Origin of the sequence: Paraburkholderia sp. SG-MS1, assembly GCF_012275575.1 — a bacterium.
GTDB lineage: Bacteria > Pseudomonadota > Gammaproteobacteria > Burkholderiales > Burkholderiaceae > Paraburkholderia.
On record NZ_NPIH01000021.1, the window covers coordinates 1 to 18759 of the forward strand.

Consider the following 18759-nt stretch of genomic DNA (forward strand, 5'->3'; position numbering starts at 1 on the left):
CAGCTTCATCGCGGCATCCGAGCCCGGCTTGATTTTCGACAGGTCCGTGCCGATCGTCGACGCGATCGTCTCGCGAACCTCCTTCGCCTTCGCGGGATCGCCGCCCGCCTGCTCTTCGATCACGCGTTCGATGAGACTGACCGCGAACGTCACGCCGCACGCCTTGATGGCCTGCACGTCGCACGGCGCGAGCAGTCGCACAGCCGGCGTGATTGCGCCCGGCAGGTTGGCCGCGATCAGTTGCGCCGCGCCGCCGAGCGACACGCCCGGCGCCGTGCGCGCGATGTGCGCGGCGTTTTCGCGGTCGAACAGATCAGCCGTGGTCGGCACGGTGGCGGTGATGTCGAACACCTCGCCGCCGCGCACGACGACCACACACGGACCTTCGTGCTGATCGGTCTTGCGCCACACGCGACCCACGAGCAGCGCCTGATCGAGGTCGTCCGGAAGGAAACTGGATTGAGAAGTTGCAGACATGGGAATGGATTTCTTCAGGAAAGTTGGAAGACGAGGGGGCCCGTGCTCGAATCCGAGCCCGGCTCTGCCACCTGCATTTCAATGCGAATGCCGCGGATTGCCACGCTCGGCAATCACCTTCAGATACAGCGTCGCGGGTTCGAGACAGCCGCCGGTCGAGAGCTGGCCCACGGTCTGGCGGTACAGTTCCTGCCACGGCGTCTGCGCCGGCGGAATCGAGAACGTCGCCGTTTCACGGCGCCGCGCAAGCTCGTCCTCGTCGACCAGCACGTTGACGCTGCGCGAATTCAGGTCGACGCGGATGCGATCGTTCGTGCGCAACAGCGAGAGTCCGCCGCCGACTGCCGCCTCAGGCGACATGTTGAGAATCGACGGGCTCGCGGAGGTACCGCTTTGCCGGCCGTCGCCGAGCGTGGGCAGCGACGTGATGCCCTGACGCACGAGTTCCGCCGGCGGCGCCATGTTCACTACTTCGGCGCTGCCCGGATAGCCCACGGTCCCGGCACCGCGAATCACCAGAATACAGTGCTGGTCGATTTCGAGCGACGGGTCGTTGATGCGCGCGTGATAGTCCTCAGGTCCGTCGAACACGATTGCTCGCGCTTCGAACGCGTTCTCCTGGCCGGGCTCGCTCAGATAGGTCTTCTGGAAAGCCTCACCGACCACGGACATCTTCATGATCGCGCTGTCGAAGAAGTTGCCCGACAGCACGATGAACCCGGCGCCATGCTTGAGCGGTTCTTCAGTTGTCTTGATGACGTCGCGGTCCCCGGTCTGCGCACCCGCCGCGATCTCGCCGATCGTGCGGCCCGCTACGGTCAGACACTCGCCGTGGACGAGGTTCGCCCTCGCAAGCTCGTGGAACACGGCGGGCACGCCGCCCGCGCGATGGAAGCTCTCGCCGAGATACTGGCCCGCCGGCATGCAGTTCACGATCAGCGGCACCTGCTCGCCTACGCGCTGCCAGTCGTCGAGACTCAGTTCGACGCCGATGTGCCGCGCAATCGCGATCAGATGCGGCGGGCAGTTGCTCGACGCGCCCAGCGCCGACGCCACCACGATCGCGTTTTCGAACGCTTCTTTTGTCATGATGTGCGACGGACGCACATCTTCACGCACGAGGTCGACGATGCGCTTGCCGGTCGCATACGCCATCTGGCCACGCTCGCGATACGCCGCCGGAATGCTGGCGCAACCGGGCAACGACATGCCGAGCGCCTCGGCGAGGCTGTTCATCGACAGCGCGGTGCCCATCGTGTTGCAGTGTCCGATCGACGGCGACGAGGCGGTCGTCAGCTGCATGAAACCTTCGTAGTCGATCTCGCCCGTCGCAAGCAGATTGCGCGCATGCCAGATCACGGTGCCCGAGCCGACACGCTTGCCTTCGTGCCAGCCATCGAGCATCGGGCCGCCCGACAGCACGATCGCGGGCATGTCGACGGTGGCCGCCGCCATCAGACAGGCGGGCGTGGTCTTGTCGCAGCCGGTGGTCAGCACGACGCCGTCGAGCGGAAAGCCGTGCAGGATTTCGACCAGGCCGAGATAGGCGAGATTGCGGTCGAGCGCGGCGGTCGGCCGGCGGCTCTGTTCGGCGAGCGGATGAACCGGAAACTCCATCGGAATGCCGCCCGCGTCGCGGATGCCTGCTTTCGTGCGCGCCGCGAGTTCGATGTGATGCCGGTTACACGGCGCGAGGTCGCTGCCCGTCTGCGCGATGCCGATGATGGGCCGGCCAGACTGGAGTTCTTCGCGCGTCAGGCCGTAGTTCATGAAGCGCTCGACGTAGAGCGCCGTCATATCCGCGTGCGATGGGTCGTCGAACCATTCCTGGCTTCTCAGCCGGCGCGGTGTGGATGCTGACATGTTGCTTGTCTCTCTGTCTTGAGGAAGTTAAACCGCTTGCGTGCTGCCCGGCACGTCCGCCTGAGAGGCGGCCTTGCCGTCTCCAGCGGGCGCCGCCCGTGTCAGCATGCTGCGCGGCACGAGCAGGATCAGCACACAGCTGACCAGCAGACACGCGCCCAGCGCATACGTGCCATTGTTGATATCGCCGGTCAGGTTCTTGGCGACGGCGGTGATCATCGAGCCCGTGAAGCCTGACAGGTTGCCGATCGCATTGATCATCGCGATACCCGCCGCCGCTGCCGCACCCGACAGCAACTGGCCGGGGAATGTCCAGTAGATCGGCATCAACGCGAGAATCCCCGCGGTGGCGATCGTGAGGAACGTGATCGCCAATACGATGTGATGCGCGAACGCCGCGCTCAGAATCAGCCCGAGACCGCCGATCAGCGCCGGAATGGCCGCGTGCATGCGCCGTTCACCGGTTTTCTTCGAATGCGCCGCGTTGGCGAGCGTCGCGATGATCGCCACACCATAAGGAATAGCCGTCAGCAGGCCGATATGCAAGGGGTCCTGCACACCGGTCGCCTTGATGATCGACGGCAGCCAGAACGCGAGGCCGTAGAAGCCGGTGTTGAAGGTCAGCAGAATCGCCACCAGTAGCCACACACGCGGATCGCGCACCGCCGATCCAAAGCGCGCCGTCTTGTGCGTGCTCTCGCGCTGCAGATTCGCCGCGAGCAGGCTCTTTTCTTGCGGCGTGAGCCAACGTGCGCGTTCGATGCCGTCATCGAGCGAGAAGTACACCACGAACGCGGTCAACAGTGACGGCACGCCTTCGATCAGCAGCATCCATTGCCAGCCCTGGTACCCGAACAGGCCTGCGGTGTGGTCCATCAACCAGCCGGACACCACGCCGCCCAGCATCAGGCTGACCGGCATCGCGATCAGGAAACCCGACATGACGCGGCTCTGTCGATGCGCCGGGAACCAGTAATTCAAATAAAGAATGACGCCCGGGAAGAAACCGGCCTCGCAGATCCCGAGCAGGAAACGCAGCGTGTAGAACATGGTCGCGGTTTCGACATGCGCGAGGCGCGCGAGCGGCTCGACAAACGCGAGCGCCATCGACACGAGACCCCACGTGAACATGATCCGCGCGATCCAGAAGCGTGCACCGTAGCGATGCAGGAACACGTTGCTCGGAATTTCGAAGATGAAGTAGCCCCAGAAGAAAACGCTGGCGCCGATCGCGTACATGGTGTCAGACAACCCGAGGTCATCGAGCATCTGCAGCTTCGCGAAGCCGACGTTCACCCGATCCAGATAAGCCACGACGTAACACAGCAACAGCACCGGCAACAGACGGCGCACGACCTTGCGATAGGTCTTTTCCTCAAATTCGCTGCCCCCCGCGGATGTCGCGGCGATGGCGGACGGCACAGTGGTCATTCATATCTCCATCAGCGTATTTTTCCAGGAAATGTTCGGGCGCCAGGACCGCGTGCCATGCGGGCTACTGAATCCCCCGAGTTAAGTTACCGGTAACATTTCTGCATGCAGATGTTACGCGTGGCTCATCATCTGAACAACCAAGGGATATCCCTGCCCTTCTGCGTGAAATACTGCCTGGAGAGTCGGGCGCGGCTGGCTCAGGCGCTGTCCCGAGCAATCACCTCAAAGTCGATCTTGACCGCTTTCGTGCGGGACGTGTGACCCGCCTCGCGCGCCGCCAGTGCCGCGAGTAAGGTCTCGCCGGCTCGCAAGCCGATTCCGTAGGCATCGACCGACACCGTCGTGATCGTCGGCTGACAACACCACGACACCTCGAAGTTGCCGAACCCGGCAATCGCGATGTCGCCAGGCACCGACAACCCGCGCCGGTGACACTCCATGATCGCGCCGAACGCCGACATGTCGCTCACGCACATCACGGCGTCGGTATCGGGCCACGCTTCGAACAGCGCGCCGATGGCAGGCGCCCCGTGACTCATCGTGATCGGCGATTCGCCAAGGCGGATCACGCGCGGCTCGCCGAGCCCGAGCGCCTTGATTTCGGCGACATAGCCGCGCATCCGGTCGAGACCGCGCCGATCGCGCTCACTCGCCCCGGCGATAAAACCGATCCGCCGATAGCCACACTCATGCAGATGTCGAACCATCGCGCGCGCCGCCGTGGCATTCGAAAAGCCCACTGCGGTGTCAATCGGGTCGGCAGGCAGGTCCCACATTTCGACGACCGGGATACCCGCGCGCTGCAACAGCGTGCGGGTCGCCTCGGTGTGCCGGCTGCCCGTCAATGCGACGCAGCGCGGCTGGTGGCGCAGCATCGAGCGCACGAGCAGCTCTTCCTGCTCGAGACGGTAGTCGGTGTCGCCGAGCAACAGTTGCAGCCCATGCGGACTAAACGCGGCGGTAAGGCCGCGCACCGTGTCGGAGAAGTTGGAGCTGGACAGCGACGGCACCAGTACCGCGACAAACTCCGAACGCCCCGACGACAATGCGCCGGCGGCTGCATCGGCCACATACCCCAGTTCGTCGATGACCTTCTGCACCTTCTCGCGGGTCGCCTGCGACACGCTGCGTCCGGACAGCACGCGCGACACGGTCATCTTCGACACGCCGGCGCGTTCGGCAACATCGGACATGCGGGGCGGGGCAGGCGGCCTGGACGTCATGGTAGGGATCACTGCAAGTGCGCAGAAGTCGCGGAACGCACATGATACCTGGCGGCGCCCGGCACAGGGCGAGGTTTCACCATCGCCTGTGCATGGCGCCAGATGTCGGCCTCAAGCGCGTTCCGCTTTCTGGTCTATTGCGAAAAGCCGCGTGTGCAGCGCGCCTGAGGCTGGCCGGGCACCGGCGCGCGAAACGAAAACAGGCCGCCGGCCAACGGTTGCCGCTCACGTTCCGCGGGCGACAGTCCCTTCCACGCGGTCGATGCGTAGACCGTCTGCAGATCGTCGCCGCCGAAAGCGAGTTTCGTCACGTTGGCGCACGGAAACGGCACCTGCTCGACCAGCTTGCCGTCGGGCGAGAAACGCTCGATACGCCAGCCGCCGAACAGCGCGACCCACACGAAGCCGTCGGCATCGACGGCCATGCCATCGGGATGGCCGTCGCCGGAAATCGCGGCGAAGATGCGTTTGCCCGACAACGTCCCGTCTTCGTTCACATCGAATGCATACACCACGCGCCGCATGGTGTCGTTGTGATAGAGCGTGCGGCCGTCCGGACTCATCGCGGGGCCGTTGGTGATCACGTAATCGTCGTCCTGCGCGACCACTTCGCCGGCCTCGTTCACGCGATACAGCGTGCCGCTGGGCTGCTCTTCGGCGTCGTCCATCGAGCCGAACCACAGGTGTCCGCTCGCATCGACGAAGCCGTCATTCAGACGGTTGCCCGGCAAATGCGGCTCGACGTCCTTGAGCTTGCTGAACTGTCCGCTACCCGCATCGAAACGATAGAGGCCGTCCGGCAGCCCGCAGACAAACGTGTGATCAGCGAGCGGTACGATGAAACCCGGCTGGTTCGGCGCCCGCCACGTCTGCGTTGCTCCGGTGTCGATCATCAGACGATAGATATGGTGGCTCTTGATATCGACGAAATAGACCGCGTTTTCCGCGGCCTGCCACAGCGGACCTTCGCCGAGTTGGGCATTGACCGGCCAGACGCACTCAGGGAGACGGACTTTCATTCTCCGTACCACCCGGCATCGACGAAATAATCGCGACCAGAGCAGCGCGACGCGTCGTCGGACGCAAGGAACAGGGCCATGCGCGCGACGTGCTCGGGCTCGATGCGCAAGCGCAGGCATTGGCTCGCGACGACCTTCGCCTCGCTCTCGGGCGACTGCCAAAGCTGCATCTGACGAGGCGTGCGAACCGCGCCGGGGATGATGCAGTTCACACGGATGCCAGCATCGCCGAGATCGCGCGCGAGGCCGCGCGTCAGCCCTTCGATCGCCGCCTTCGCGCTCATGTAGATCGCGAGATTCGGCAACGCGAGGTGCCAGGAGACCGAGCCGAGATTCAGGATCACGCCCCGGCCGATCTTGCGCATACCGGCCGCCGCGGCCTGCGCGCAGAAGAACTGGTGCCGCAGATTCACGGCCATGCGCTCGTCCCAATAGGTCGACGTGACAGCTTCGATCTCATGCCGATCGTCATTGCCCGCGTTGTTGACGAGCACCTCGATCGGCCCGGCGAGTTCCATAATCTCGGCGAATGTGCTCTGGATCGCGTCGACGCTGCGCAGATCGCAGCGTCGGAACAGCGGCGGATGGAACGCGTCACGCAGCGATTCCTGCAACGCGAGCGAGTCGCCCTCCGCGACGTCGAGGAAGAACACGCGCGCGCCCTGCCGTGCGAATGCTTCGACCATCGCGGCGCCGATGCCGCTGCCGCCACCGGTGATGACAACCGTCTTGCCTGAGAGACTGGGATAGATTGCGTACGACATCTGATATTCCACTTGTTCCGAGTATGACAACGAATACATGGCGTCCCGCCGCCCCTTGGCCGGACGCATCTTCGACATGCCGCCGGTTAAGCCAGGACCTCGACCTCGCTCACCATGCGCCAGTCGCGTTCGAGCGTTCGCACCGCGTTGCCCGCGACCGTCACCGCGTCGCTCAGCAGAATATCGCGGCTCGAGCTTCCGACCAGCAGGTCGAAGTCGCCTGGCTCGACGATACGCTCTCCGCGCCCATCGGTGAAGTTCAGCATGTCGACAGGAATGCGCACGCGGACCTGGGCCGAGGCGCCTGCGGCCAGCGGCACACGGCCAAACGCCTTCAATTCGCGCACCGGTCGTGCCGACGACGCCAGCCGGTCGCGCACATAAATTTGCACGACTTCGGTGCCTTCGCTCGAACCCGTGTTCTCGACCGTGAAGCCGAGTTCGACCGTGCCGTCGCCGATCGGCACTTCCCGTTGCGCAACCGCAAGATTGGCATAACGGAACTGCGTGTAGCTGAGTCCGAAGCCGAACGGGTAGCGGCAACCGAAATGATAGGCGACCGGCGTACCGGCGCTCTTGAGCCGATGGTTGTACGTGTACGGCACAGCCCCGGCGCTCTTCGGCACGGACAACGGCAGGCGGCCAGTGAAATTCGCGCGGCCCACCAGCAGATCGGCGAGGGCTTCGGCGCCGCGCTCGCCCGGCGCGAAGGCCATGATCTGCGCGGCGATCCGGTCTTCGAGACCGCCGAGATTGTACGGACGGCCGCCCGTCATGACGACGACCGTCGGCGTGCCGCTATCGACCACCGCCGCCAGCAATGCCTGCTGCACACCCGGCAGATCGAGGCTGTCCGTGTCGGAGCCTTCGCCCACCGTACCGGACTGGAACAGCCCGGCCAGATCGCCGACGAACACGATCGCGACACCCGCCTCCCGCGCGGCTTCCACTGCCGCGGCGATGCGTCCGGTGTCCTGGCTGATCAGTTCGTCGCGGTTCGCGTCGGCCATCGTGTCCAGCGACACGTCGCCGGGAAACACCGGCGCACCCGCACGACGCTCCGCGATGATGTCGCAGCCGCGTGCGTGAATCACCCGCTCGTCGCCGAGTAGTGCACGCAGCGCCTTCAGCGGCGTGCTGATCGACGCGACCGACTGCTCGCCGGAGTTGATCAGGTGCACCGGAAAACTGTAGCCGGCCAGCAGTGCCAACGGATCGTCGGCGGTCGGGCCGATCACCGCGACCTTCGCCGCGCCTTTCGCGGCCAGCGGCAACACGCCGCCTTCGTTGCGCAGGAGCACCGCCGATTCGAGCGCCACCTGGTATGCCGTGTCGCCGGCCGATTCGCTTTTCACATCCACGCTGTCCGGATCGGCGTACGGATTTTCGAACAGGCCCAGACGGAACTTCGTGCGCAGCACACGCGAAACGGCAGTATCGAGCGTCGTCTCGCTGATCTCGCCGCGCGCCAGCGCTTCCTTCAGATGCAGCGCGCACTCGTGGCCCGGCAACTCGACGTCGAGCCCCGCGTTGAACGCGAGCGCGGCGGCCGCCGCGCTGTCGCGTGCGACTGCATGGTGGCTGTAGAGCAGATCGACAGCCGCATAGTCCGCGACGACGAGGCCGTCGAAGCCCCACTTGTCGCGCAACGTGTCCTGCAGCAACGTGCGGTCCGCATGACACGGCACGCCGTCGATGTCGTGATACGCGGGCATGATCGAGCCGGCGTGCGCGAGCTTGACCGCCATTTCGAACGGCAGCATGAACACGTCGTTGAGTTCGCGCGGACCGACATGCACCGGCGCGTGATTACGGCCGCCCTCGCTCGCCGAATGGCCGACGAAATGCTTGAGCGTCGCGAGCAGATCGCGGCGCTCGCCTTGCAGCCCCTTCACGTAATGACACGCGAGTACGCCGACCAGATACGGGTCTTCGCCAAGCGTTTCCTCGGTGCGGCCCCAGCGCGGATCGCGCGACACGTCGAGCACCGGCGCGAGTCCTTGATGACATCCGATCGAGCGCGCCTGCTCGCCGATGATCTCGCCCACTTGCCCAACCAGACGCGGGTTCCACGTGGCCGCATAGTTCAGCGGCGACGGAAACAGCGTGGCGTCCTTGATCATCAGGCCGACCAGACATTCCTCGTGGGACATGACCGGGATACCGAGGCGCGTGTCTTCCACCATCTGCCGCTGCAACGCATTGAGCGCGCGCACGCCTTCTTTCGGATCGACCGTGTGCGTGCCGAGCGGACGCGTGATCTGACCCAGGCCGTGCTGAAGGATCGTTTCCACTGTAATGGCGCCGTCGCCATGCGCAAAATCCACCGTACGCGCTTCGTGATTGCCGTCCGACGACAGCTTCAGCCACGCGGCGTGAAGCTGGGCAATCTTCTCGTCCAGAGTCATGCGCGCGAGCAAATCGGAAACGCGCTCCTCGATGGCAGCCCCGGGATTGCGGTAGAGCGGAACTTCACTTTGGCGAAGCAACATCAAGAACTCCTTTAAATAATTTTTATGTGCAGAGCGCGCAAGGCGCCGACAAATCCGTTTTTCATCACACTTGCACGGGACGGCGTCGCTTCATCGGAATCCTCGCCGCCTGAACCTTCATATTTCTCGTTGAACTTCGCAGTCCTTTAAATTGACCAAGCAATAAAAAGCGCGAAAGTCTCTCTCAATTCGATATCATGACGAGGCCGCGTTGCATCGCCTTCAAGGCCGCAGATCATTCGATCGCGTCCCTGAAGGCGGCACGTAAAGTTCAGTGCAGACGCGGCAGCGCGAAGTCCTGTTCGTCGAACACGTGGCATGCATCGGGCGCCAGCGTCAGTTCGATGCACTCATCATGCGACACCCCGCCGTCGCCGGGCAATTTGGCGATCAGTGCGTTGCCGTCACGGCTACCGCCGTCGATATGAACGTAGCTGTGCTCACCCATCCGCTCTACGAGGCGCACCGCGCAGCGAATCGTCTGCGCGCCGGCCTGGCCGTTGGGCAGACTCAGGTGCTCAGGGCGGATGCCCAGCGTGACCTGATTGCCCGGTTGCAATTTGCGGCCATCGACCTGCGCTCGCACGCGCTCACCACTCGTCAGTTCGACCTCGATACCCTTGGCGTCGATTGTCTTCACGACACCGGGCAGGAAGTTCATCTTCGGCGAGCCGATGAAGCCCGCGACGAAGCGGCTCTTGGGACGGTGATACAAATCCAGCGGCGCGCCGATCTGCGCAACGCTGCCGTGCTTCTCCAGTTCGGCGCCGGCTTGCAACAGCACGATCTTGTCGGCCAATGCCATGGCCTCGATCTGGTCATGCGTGACGTAAACCGCGCTCGCCCGGCGGAATTCGCGATGCAGACGCGCGATCTCGATACGGGTCTGCACGCGCAGCGCTGCGTCGAGATTCGACAGCGGCTCGTCGAACAGGAACACGCCTGGCTCACGCACGATCGCGCGGCCGATCGCCACACGTTGCCGCTGTCCACCGGACAATGCAGCAGGCTTGCGGTCCAGCAGCGCATCGAGCTGCAGCGTGGCAGCCGTGCTACGCACCTTGCTGTCGATCGTCGCCTTGTCGATCTTCGCCTGACGCAGTCCGAACGCCATGTTTTCGTAGACGCTCATGTGCGGATACAACGCGTAGTTCTGGAACACCATGGCGACACGGCGCTCCGCCGGCGACACGTTGTTCATCAGCTTGCCGTCGATGCGCAGCTCGCCGGCGGTGATCGATTCGAGACCGGCGATCATGCGCAGCAGCGTGGACTTGCCGCAGCCCGACGGTCCGAGAAACACGCAGAATTCGTTGTTGCCGACTTCGAGGTTGGCGTCGCGGATCACCGCGTTGCCGCTCGCGTAGGACTTCTGTACGTTGGTGAGGGAAATGCTTGCCATATCGTTTTATGCAAAGTTCGGTGTGCAGGCCACTTTAGCCCGCACGATTGGACGCGGTATGCGATACGAATCAGCCCTTGAGCGAGCCGGCCATCATCCCCTTGATCACGCGCTCCTGACCGAACGCATAAGCAACAATCAGCGGCAACGACGTGAGCACGAGGACAGCCAGCATCGAAGGAATATTCGACGCGTATTGCCCCATGAAGTCCCAGATCGCGAGCGGCAGCGTACGGTGCTCGGACGTTGACGTGAGCATGTACGCGAAGATGAACTCGTTCCAAAGGCCAATGCCGTTGAAAATCGCCACAGTGGCAAGCCCCGGCCCCGAAAGCGGGAAGAAAATACGCCAGAAGATGGTGAATGGACCGCAGCCGTCGAGCTGTGCGGCTTCTTCGAGCTCGCGCGGAATTTGGCGCATGAACTCGGTCAGGATGAAGATCGACACCGGCAGACTGAGGGCCACATAAGGACCCAGTAGCGCGAACGCCGTATCGTAAAGACCGAGATTGCGCGTGAGCAGATAGATCGGCACGAGCGTTGCATGCAGCGGCACGATCATGCCGGCGATCACGAGACCGAAGAGCAGCTTGTTCAGCGCGAAGCGCATGCGCGCAAACACGTAGGCCGCCATCGCACTGATGATGACGATCAGCAGCACCGACACGCCCACCGTGAACACACTATTACGGAAATACGTGAAAAACGGCCCCTTCAGCACAGCCGTGTAATTGCCCCAATACAGGTGGCTCGGCGGCGCCCACACGGACGTCGTGAAGGTCTCTTCCTGGCTCTTGAAGCTTGACACGACCATGAAGATAAACGGGATCGTCGTGACACCCAGCCAGATCAATGCCAGCAGGGGAATCCCGACGCGTGGGAAGCGTAGTTTCTTGTTCATGGTTCAGACCTCGGTTGCAAAACGGCGGGTGAAGTACATCGATACCGCCGCCACCGTGATGACGATAAGGAACATCGCCGAGCCGATGGTGCTGCCGTACCCGAGTTGGAACGAACTAAACACCGTGCGATACATGTAGGTGGCCATCACCTCGGACGAGCCTTCGGGGCCGCCACCGGTCATGACGAAGACGAGATCGAAGTAACGCAGCGAGCCGAGCACGGATAGCAGCACGGCCGTGCGCACCGTGCCTTGCAGGTGCGGCAGCTTGATGCGCCAAAAAATGGTCCACTCGGACGCGCCGTCGAGAAGGGCAGCCTCGTTGACCTCGGCCGGCATCGACGAGAGACCGGCGAGGAACAGAATCATGTAGAAAGGCGCGTTCTGCCAGATGATCACGGCGATGGTCGCACCCAGCGAAAAATGCGGGTCGCCCAGCCAGTCCTTCGCGAGGCCATCAAGCCCGAATGCCTGCAGCGCGACGTTGAGCGGACCGAAATTCGGATCGTAGATCTGCTTGAACAGCACGCCGATCGCCACGCTCGACATGAGCAGCGGCAGGAAATAGAGAACCTTGAGCACGCGGGAGCCACGGCCGGCCTTTTCCAGCAGCACGGCGAGCGCGAGCGCGATCGGAAGCTGGATGACGATCGACGCGACCGCAAGAATCACGTTGTTCCTGAGCGATTGCCAGAACACCGCGTCGTGAGCGAGCCGTCCCCAGTTCGCAAGCCCGATGAAGCGGGCGGTGTTACCGAGGCCATTCCAGTCGACCAGCGACAGCCGCAGACTGGAAACGAGCGGATAGAGCAGGAATAGGGCCAGCAGCAGCAGCGTCGGCGCAAGAAACACAACCGTGACGAGCGTTTGCGATGAGATTCGCAGCCGGCGTTCGGGTGTAGCGGAAAGTGCGATATTCACGAGCGTGTATGCCGGCCGGCGCCTTACGGTGCCGACCGGACTTCCCTTAGGGACTGAAGATTAACCGCCCTTCTTCGAAGCGGCTTCCATTTGCTGCGCAGCAGCCTCAGGCGTCAGCGACAGACCGAACAGTTGCTGCGTCGTGTCCTTGTGCAGTTCGCCGAGAGCCGGCGGGAGCGCCTGGTCGTACCAGAGCTGCACGCTCGGAGCAGCGGCAAGCAGTTTCTGCAGACGCTGCGTGAACGGATCGTCGATCCTGACGTTATTGACCGGCGGGAGCTTGTGGTCATCCGACGCACGAGCCTGCATCGCCTGGTCGTCGGTCATTGCCTGGATCAGCTTGAACGCTACGTCGGGCGTCTTGCACTCCGTCGAGATGCTCAGGAAGCCATCACCCACCGTGCCGATCAGGTCGCGCGGATCACCCTTGCCGCCCGGCACGCTCGGGAATGGGAAGAAGTCGAGATCCTTCGAGAACGTCGGATTTTCGTTCGCGATCGTCGATGCTTCCCACGCGCCCATCAGCTCCATAGCAGCCTTGCCTGAGTACAGCAGACGGCGCGAAGCACCCGAGTCGTAATCCAGACCGTTGATGCCCGGCGCAAACGCGCCAGCCTTCACGAGTTCCTGGATACGCTTGCCGGCTTCGACGAACGCCGGATCTTCGAAGCCCTTGCCCTTGCCTTCGATCGCGTCCTTCACGACTTGCGGACCACCGATACGGTCGACGAGGTACATGTAGTACATCGAGCCGGTCCACTTGTTCTTGTTCGCGAGCGAGAACGCTGCGACGTTGTGCGACTTCAGCACGGCAACGACGTGCATCAGTTCGTCCCACGTTTTCGGCGGTGTGACGCCGTATTTCGCGAAGACGTCCTTGTTATAGAAGATCACAGCGGCCGCTGCATTCTCGGCAGCGACACCATAGGTCTTGCCGTCGTACGTCGTGACATTCCAGGACGATTGCATGAAGCGGTTACGATACGCCGGGTCCTTGTTCAGGTACGGCGTGAGGTCGACGATCTGGCCGGATTTCACGTATTCGTGCAGACCGCCACCACCCCAGTTCTCGAATACGCACGGCGGCTGGTTCGCGCCGAACGCGACCTTCAGCTTCGTCTTGTATGCTTCGTTCAGGATGTGCGAATTCTCGACCTTGTAGCCTGGAGCCGCCTTTTCGAAACGATCCGACGCGTCGCGAATGATCTTGCTCGACGACGTATTGGTCTGCTGATCCCACGCGGTGATCGTCGATTGTGCGAATGCAGCTGTCGAAACGACTGCGGACAGCGAAAATGCGAGCGCCGTGGCGCCGACAATTGACCGTACTTTAGAAAAAGCCGGGTACGCCATGTTTTGTGTCCCCTCTATGGATATTAGAATATCAACCGCAACGTGTAACGTTAGCCTTAACGTTAGCGAATGTTAGGCCGACGTGTGAACGACCGCTATGCGGGATTTTACCTGGTCAACCTTCCCGCGCCGCTTGCATACTACAAGAAGATGGACTGCCGAAGGGTCGGCGCGCGCAACCTCTTCTGGTAGAATAGTTAGAATATAAACGGTATCGCTAACGTTAAAAGCGAGTCCAATTCGACATGACCTCTCGTACGCCCTCATCACGCATGGCAAGGCAGACCCCGACGCTCGAGCATGTCGCCAAGCTCGCCGGCGTTTCGCAAATGACCGCTTCGCGCGCGCTCAACGGCCGCCCGGGCGTGTCGCGCGAAACGCGCGACGAAGTGCTGCGAATCGCGTCGGATATCGGCTACGTCGTCAACCGTACTGCGCAGAAACTCTCTGGCGGCCGCAACGGCATCATCGGCATCATCACGCCGACGCTGGACACCCAGTTCTCCAGCGAGCTAATTCTCGGCGCAGGCCGCGCGGCGCGCGGCGCGGGTTGCGAGATGCTGGTCTACACGGTATTCGACGAAGACCGCGATACGCATCACGACCTGCTCGGCTTGATCCAGCAATTCTCGGATGGGATTCTCGCCATCCTGCCGCGCGAATCGCTCTGTCTCGAAGCGCTCGCCACCGCCAAGGTGCCGGTCGTCGTCGTCGATCAGCGCGGCACGTTGACCGGTTTTCCATCGGTGTCGGTCGATAACTATGGCGGCGCCTGTCTTGCGGTCGAGCATCTCGCGGAACTCGGTCACAAGCGGATCGCGTTTCTCGCAGGCGACGAAACGATCGAAGGGGTGCGCGACCGTCAGCGCGGCTATCACGACACGCTGGCCCGGCTCGGGCTGCCGCGTGAGGACGCGCTGGTCGCCGCCGGTGATCTGTCGCAAATGATGGCGTTCGATGTCACCTTCGATCTGCTCAATCTCGCCGATCCGCCCACCGCCATCTTCACCGCGAACGATCAAAGCGCGTTTGGCGTGATCGCCGCGATCAGGGAAGCGGGCTTGCGCGTGCCCGACGACATTTCGGTGATCGGCTTCGACGACATCCCGATGTCGGAGCAATTTCATCCGGCACTCACGACGATCCGTCAACCTTTCCAGCAGATGGCGCGCTCGGCGGTCAATACGCTGCTCGCCCGGATCGCCGGTATCGATGCAGCCTCGCAGCGCATCACGCTGCCGGCGGAACTGGTCGTGCGCGATTCCACCGGACCGGTCCGCACGAAGCCGCGCCGCCGCGCACGTCACCAGATGGTTTCCACGTAAGTCGAGGCGCGCACCTTCGCGTCCGACGTGACGAGTGCGCCGCCGAACGTGCGCGCAGTGGCGACGATCAGGCGCTGATGGGACGTAAGCGCGGACGACAGCCGCGCCGCGCGCAAGGCGATTTCAGTGTCCACCGGGACCATCCGCACGCCTTCCATCGAGACGAACGTCGACAGCCAGCTGCGCGCGTCCATCGACAGCCCGAGCCGGCCGTCGTTGACGAGTTCCGCGATTTCGAGCGCACTGATCGACGAAATCAGGATTTCACCGCCGTACAGTTCGCGATCGATCGCGTCGTGTGCTGCCTGACTCAACGCTTTCTGTCTGCTCAGCCAGCACACCAGTGCAAGCGTATCGAGCGTGATCATCGATCTTCCTGCTCCATCGTGACAGCCAGGGGCGAGTGCTTCATGTTGAAATGCACGATCGAAGCACGCAACAGTTCGAGCGGATTCTCCTGCTTGTTGCGATAGGGCCTGATTTCGATGGTGGGCTGCCCACGGTCCGTGACGACAACGGTCTCCCCCAGCATTTCCACCTGCCTGAACAGTTCACATGCCCTGGACTTGAAAATGGCCTTCGATACTCTCTTTTCCATTGCGCTCTCCACCCAAATGATTCAACCAGCTATTTTTTGGATCGGGCCGCAACGCTTGCGGTTGGCGGCCGGATATTCGTTATCGATTTTCAAACTGCTACGAGGAAACCCTCGGCGGCTTCCCACTTCCAGCAACGCTCGTGCGACGGTCCGGCGACATGAGTCCGTCGCACATGTGGAGCGGCGCTCCGATCTGGCCCACAGTCGCCTTTGCGTGATAGTGAAACAGGAACAGGTTTAACGTTATCCATAACGTTAGATTATGTTAATAGCACGCTCATGCGACCGCCATGCGGAGTTTACCTGGTCTCATGTGGGCGGCTCTAGAGATTCGCCTCCGGCGCCGCCCGGCGCGTGTTTAGAGGTGAAAGCCTGTTGCAAGGTAATGGATAAGACGCGGCGAAACCAGGCCTGTTATCGCTAACGTTAGAAAGACTCGAAGAGGGCCCAAAATATCCCTTCGTTCCGGGGGCAGCATCGAGCGGATTCATCGATCTGCCTCTATCGGGTCCAGCTGCGACCCCTGCGTCGCATCGAAATGAACGATCGATGCGCGCAACAGTTCAAGCGGATTGCCGGGCGTGCTGCGATAGGGGCGAATCTCGATGGTCGGTTGCCCACGATCCGTGACCACCACGGTTTCCCCCAGTGACTCGACCTGCCGGAACAGTTCGCATGCCCTGGACTTGAATATGGCTTTCGATACTCTCTTTTCCATTGCGCTCTCCACGCGGCACGTTGTTTGTTATCGACGCGGTCAAACCACCGCGTGGACATGCCCTTCGACTTCGCTACGCTCAAACGGCACCGCAACGCCGTCCGCATCGAACAGCGTGACCGCCGATGCCGCCACCTTGATGCCGACGCGCGCGCCGAGCGCATGCTGCGCGTCCTTCTTGTCGAGCTTCAGTGAAATCGCCTGCCCCGCGCCGTCAAGGTGCGCATGCAGCAGCGATACGTCGCCCAGATGCTCGATCAGTTCGACGCGCGCGCCGAGCCCATCGCCCGCCGCGCCGATGCCGAGATGCTCGGCCCGCACCCCGAGTGTGAGCTTGCCGCCGAGCGGCCGGCCCGGACGGCCAGGCAACACGATTTGTTCAGTCGCGCCGGCAAGCGCGATGACGGTGCGAGTTTCGCCTTGCGAGACGAGCGTGGCGGGCAGCATGTTCATCTGCGGCGAGCCGAGAAAGCCGCCGACGAAACGGTTGGCCGGCCGGTCGTACAGATCGAGCGGCGCGCCGATCTGCTCGATATGTCCTTTGTTGAAGACGACGATTTTCTCGCCCAGCGTCATGGCTTCGACCTGGTCGTGCGTGACGTAGATCATCGTCGTGCCGAGTTCGCGATGCAGCTTCGCGAGCTCGATGCGCATCTGCACGCGCAGCGCCGCGTCGAGATTCGATAGCGGTTCGTCGAACAGGAACACGCGCGGCTTGCGCACGATCGCCCGTCCTATCGCGACGCGTTGCCGCTGACCACCCGAGAGCGCCTTCGGCTTGCGCTCGAGCAGATGACTGATCTGCAGAATCTCTGCCGCCCGTCCGACCGCTTCACGGACCTCCTGCTTCGACTTGCCCGACAGTTTCAGCGAAAAGCCCATGTTTTCCGCGACCGTCATGTGCGGGTAGAGCGCGTAGCTCTGGAACACCATCGAGATCCCACGGTCCGCGGGCTGCAGGTCGTTGACCCGTACGCCGTCGATCAGAATGTCGCCGCCGCTCACCGATTCGAGCCCGGCGATCATGCGCAGCATGGTCGACTTCCCGCACCCGGACGGCCCGACGAAAACCGTGAACTGGCCATCCGGAATGTGAAGATCAATGCCCTGAATGACCTGTGGCCCTTCACCATACGTCTTCGCGACGTTGTGCAATACGAGTTCGCCCATGTCTAGCTCCTCCTGAATCCTTAACCTTGCTCGCCCGCGCGACGCCGCCCGTGGGGCGCGTCACGCGGGTCGTGATGCCAGTGACCCCGCTTTAGCGGGGCAACGCCGCGCCGGCGTGCTGCGCGATCACGTCGCGATACCAGTGCGCGCTGTCCTTCGGCGTGCGCTGCTGGCTTGCGTAGTCGACGTACACCATGCCGAAGCGCTTGTCATAGCCGGACGCCCATTCGAAGTTGTCCATCAGGCTCCACGCGAAATAGCCCGCCACGTCGACACCTTTTTGCGCGGCATCCGACAATGCGGCCAGATGCAGGTCGTAGAACCTGATGCGGTCGGTGTCGCGCACGCGCCCGTTGTCCAGCACATCTTTCGCCGCGCAGCCGTTCTCGGTGATGTAGATGGGCGGCAGCGTGTAGTTCGCGTTCAGGCCGGCCAGCAATTCGGTCAGCCCTTGCGGATAGACTTCCCAGTCCATGTCCGTGAAGCCGAGCGCGCCCGGCGGCCGCTTTTCACCGGATGCGCTCGCGAAAATGCGCGTGTAGTAGTTGATGCCCAGAAAGTCCATGGGCGTGGCAATGATGTCGAAGTCGCCCTCGCGAATCACTTCTTGCGGGCCGTTCTCGCCGTACCATTGCAGCGCCTCGGCCGGATATTCGCCTTTGAACAGCGGGTCCATGTACCAGCTGACGAACTTCGAATATTCGAGCGATGCGGCAGCCTGGTCCTCGGGCGAATCCGTCGCGCCGTGCGCCGGCGACTGATTCAGCACAATGCCCAGCGGCGCCTTCACGCCATCGGCACGCAGTGCCTGCAATGCGAGGCCATGCGAGAGCAGCAGATGGTGCGAGACGTTGGTCGCTTTTTTCAGCTCTGCGTTGCCCGGCGCGAAATATCCGGTCGCGTTGCCGAGCCACGCGGTACACCACGGCTCGTTGTGAGTCGCAATCGACGCTACGCGGTCGCCGAGCACGCTGCCGATCTTGCGCGCGTAGTCGGCAAAGCGATAGGCGGTGTCACGATTTTCCCAGCCGTTTTGCGTTTCCTGCAACGCGAGTGGCAGGTCCCAGTGATACAGCGTCGCGAACGGCTGAATGCCGCG

16 protein-coding genes and 1 pseudogene are annotated in these 18759 nt (G+C 62.8%); 1 reads left to right on the forward strand and 16 read right to left on the reverse strand.

Features of this window, described 5'->3' with window-relative positions:
- The 11 genes and pseudogenes from CIC12_RS01675 to CIC12_RS01725 all read right to left on the reverse strand — a co-directional run.
- A pseudogene (locus tag CIC12_RS01675) lies at window positions 1-477 on the reverse strand (fumarylacetoacetate hydrolase); the annotation flags it as partial.
- Window positions 478-555: 78 nt separating this feature from the next.
- Window positions 556-2340, reverse strand: a complete 1785-nt coding sequence (locus CIC12_RS01680; protein WP_168661560.1) for an IlvD/Edd family dehydratase — start codon at window positions 2338-2340, stop codon at window positions 556-558.
- A gap of 27 nt (window positions 2341-2367) precedes the next feature.
- Window positions 2368-3771, reverse strand: coding sequence for an MFS transporter (locus CIC12_RS01685; RefSeq protein ID WP_168661562.1), 1404 nt, complete (start codon window positions 3769-3771; stop codon window positions 2368-2370).
- Window positions 3772-3971: 200 nt separating this feature from the next.
- On the reverse strand, window positions 3972-4967 hold the full coding sequence (locus CIC12_RS01690) for a LacI family DNA-binding transcriptional regulator (RefSeq protein ID WP_168661564.1): 996 nt from the start codon (window positions 4965-4967) through the stop codon (window positions 3972-3974).
- A gap of 164 nt (window positions 4968-5131) precedes the next feature.
- Window positions 5132-6016, reverse strand: a complete 885-nt coding sequence (locus CIC12_RS01695) for an SMP-30/gluconolactonase/LRE family protein (protein WP_168661566.1) — start codon at window positions 6014-6016, stop codon at window positions 5132-5134.
- Window positions 6013-6780 carry an SDR family NAD(P)-dependent oxidoreductase gene (locus CIC12_RS01700; protein WP_168661568.1) on the reverse strand — a complete coding sequence of 256 codons (768 nt, stop codon included), beginning with the start codon at window positions 6778-6780 and terminating at the stop codon, window positions 6013-6015. Before CIC12_RS01700 ends, CIC12_RS01695 begins: the two co-directional genes overlap by 4 nt.
- Window positions 6781-6866: 86 nt before the next feature.
- The gene (locus CIC12_RS01705) at window positions 6867-9272 is read right to left on the reverse strand and encodes a glycoside hydrolase family 3 N-terminal domain-containing protein (RefSeq protein ID WP_168661570.1); all 2406 of its coding nucleotides are present in this window, start codon (window positions 9270-9272) and stop codon (window positions 6867-6869) included.
- Between the two features lie 271 nt (window positions 9273-9543).
- A complete protein-coding gene (locus CIC12_RS01710) occupies window positions 9544-10674 on the reverse strand; it encodes an ABC transporter ATP-binding protein (RefSeq protein ID WP_168661572.1) in 1131 nt (376 codons plus the stop codon).
- Window positions 10675-10744: 70 nt separating this feature from the next.
- A complete protein-coding gene (locus tag CIC12_RS01715) occupies window positions 10745-11575 on the reverse strand; it encodes a carbohydrate ABC transporter permease (RefSeq protein WP_168661574.1) in 831 nt (276 codons plus the stop codon).
- 3 nt (window positions 11576-11578) lie between these two features.
- On the reverse strand, window positions 11579-12496 hold the full coding sequence (locus tag CIC12_RS01720) for a carbohydrate ABC transporter permease (RefSeq protein WP_342030498.1): 918 nt from the start codon (window positions 12494-12496) through the stop codon (window positions 11579-11581).
- A gap of 60 nt (window positions 12497-12556) precedes the next feature.
- On the reverse strand, window positions 12557-13849 hold the full coding sequence (locus tag CIC12_RS01725; RefSeq protein ID WP_168661576.1) for an extracellular solute-binding protein: 1293 nt from the start codon (window positions 13847-13849) through the stop codon (window positions 12557-12559).
- A 272-nt stretch (window positions 13850-14121) separates the two neighbouring features.
- Here CIC12_RS01725 and CIC12_RS01730 point away from each other — a divergent pair, with 272 nt between their 5' ends.
- Window positions 14122-15174, forward strand: a complete 1053-nt coding sequence (locus CIC12_RS01730) for a LacI family DNA-binding transcriptional regulator (protein WP_121324568.1) — start codon at window positions 14122-14124, stop codon at window positions 15172-15174.
- Here CIC12_RS01730 and CIC12_RS01735 read toward each other — a convergent pair.
- The 5 genes from CIC12_RS01735 to CIC12_RS01755 all read right to left on the reverse strand — a co-directional run.
- A complete protein-coding gene (locus CIC12_RS01735) occupies window positions 15153-15542 on the reverse strand; it encodes a type II toxin-antitoxin system VapC family toxin (RefSeq protein WP_168661578.1) in 390 nt (129 codons plus the stop codon). The two genes, CIC12_RS01730 and CIC12_RS01735, sit on opposite strands and share 22 nt — an antisense overlap.
- Window positions 15539-15772, reverse strand: a complete 234-nt coding sequence (locus CIC12_RS01740) for a type II toxin-antitoxin system Phd/YefM family antitoxin (protein WP_168661579.1) — start codon at window positions 15770-15772, stop codon at window positions 15539-15541. Before CIC12_RS01740 ends, CIC12_RS01735 begins: the two co-directional genes overlap by 4 nt.
- Window positions 15773-16259: 487 nt before the next feature.
- Window positions 16260-16490, reverse strand: coding sequence for a type II toxin-antitoxin system Phd/YefM family antitoxin (locus tag CIC12_RS01745; protein WP_168661581.1), 231 nt, complete (start codon window positions 16488-16490; stop codon window positions 16260-16262).
- A 39-nt stretch (window positions 16491-16529) separates the two neighbouring features.
- Window positions 16530-17660 (reverse strand): ABC transporter ATP-binding protein, encoded by a 1131-nt coding sequence (locus CIC12_RS01750; protein WP_168661583.1) that lies wholly within the window; start codon window positions 17658-17660, stop codon window positions 16530-16532.
- Window positions 17661-17751: 91 nt separating this feature from the next.
- A partial coding sequence (locus tag CIC12_RS01755) for a family 1 glycosylhydrolase (protein ID WP_168661585.1) occupies window positions 17752-18759 on the reverse strand: 1008 nt, incomplete at its 5' end.

Bases quoted from the DNA above. Each gene is read 5' to 3' on its own strand.
- CIC12_RS01725 (WP_168661576.1), bottom strand. From the start codon at position 13,849: ATGGCGTACCCGGCTTTTTCTAAAGTACGGTCAATTGTCGGCGCCACG.
- CIC12_RS01710 (WP_168661572.1), bottom strand. From the start codon at position 10,674: ATGGCAAGCATTTCCCTCACCAACGTACAGAAGTCCTACGCGAGCGGC.
- CIC12_RS01730 (WP_121324568.1), top strand. From the start codon at position 14,122: ATGGCAAGGCAGACCCCGACGCTCGAGCATGTCGCCAAGCTCGCCGGC.
- CIC12_RS01695 (WP_168661566.1), bottom strand. From the start codon at position 6,016: ATGAAAGTCCGTCTCCCTGAGTGCGTCTGGCCGGTCAATGCCCAACTC.
- CIC12_RS01690 (WP_168661564.1), bottom strand. From the start codon at position 4,967: ATGTCCGATGTTGCCGAACGCGCCGGCGTGTCGAAGATGACCGTGTCG.
- CIC12_RS01700 (WP_168661568.1), bottom strand. From the start codon at position 6,780: ATGTCGTACGCAATCTATCCCAGTCTCTCAGGCAAGACGGTTGTCATC.
- CIC12_RS01740 (WP_168661579.1), bottom strand. From the start codon at position 15,772: ATGGAAAAGAGAGTATCGAAGGCCATTTTCAAGTCCAGGGCATGTGAA.
- CIC12_RS01750 (WP_168661583.1), bottom strand. From the start codon at position 17,660: ATGGGCGAACTCGTATTGCACAACGTCGCGAAGACGTATGGTGAAGGG.
- CIC12_RS01680 (WP_168661560.1), bottom strand. From the start codon at position 2,340: ATGTCAGCATCCACACCGCGCCGGCTGAGAAGCCAGGAATGGTTCGAC.
- CIC12_RS01745 (WP_168661581.1), bottom strand. From the start codon at position 16,490: ATGGAAAAGAGAGTATCGAAAGCCATATTCAAGTCCAGGGCATGCGAA.
- CIC12_RS01685 (WP_168661562.1), bottom strand. From the start codon at position 3,771: ATGACCACTGTGCCGTCCGCCATCGCCGCGACATCCGCGGGGGGCAGC.
- CIC12_RS01715 (WP_168661574.1), bottom strand. From the start codon at position 11,575: ATGAACAAGAAACTACGCTTCCCACGCGTCGGGATTCCCCTGCTGGCA.
- CIC12_RS01735 (WP_168661578.1), bottom strand. From the start codon at position 15,542: ATGATCACGCTCGATACGCTTGCACTGGTGTGCTGGCTGAGCAGACAG.
- CIC12_RS01705 (WP_168661570.1), bottom strand. From the start codon at position 9,272: ATGTTGCTTCGCCAAAGTGAAGTTCCGCTCTACCGCAATCCCGGGGCT.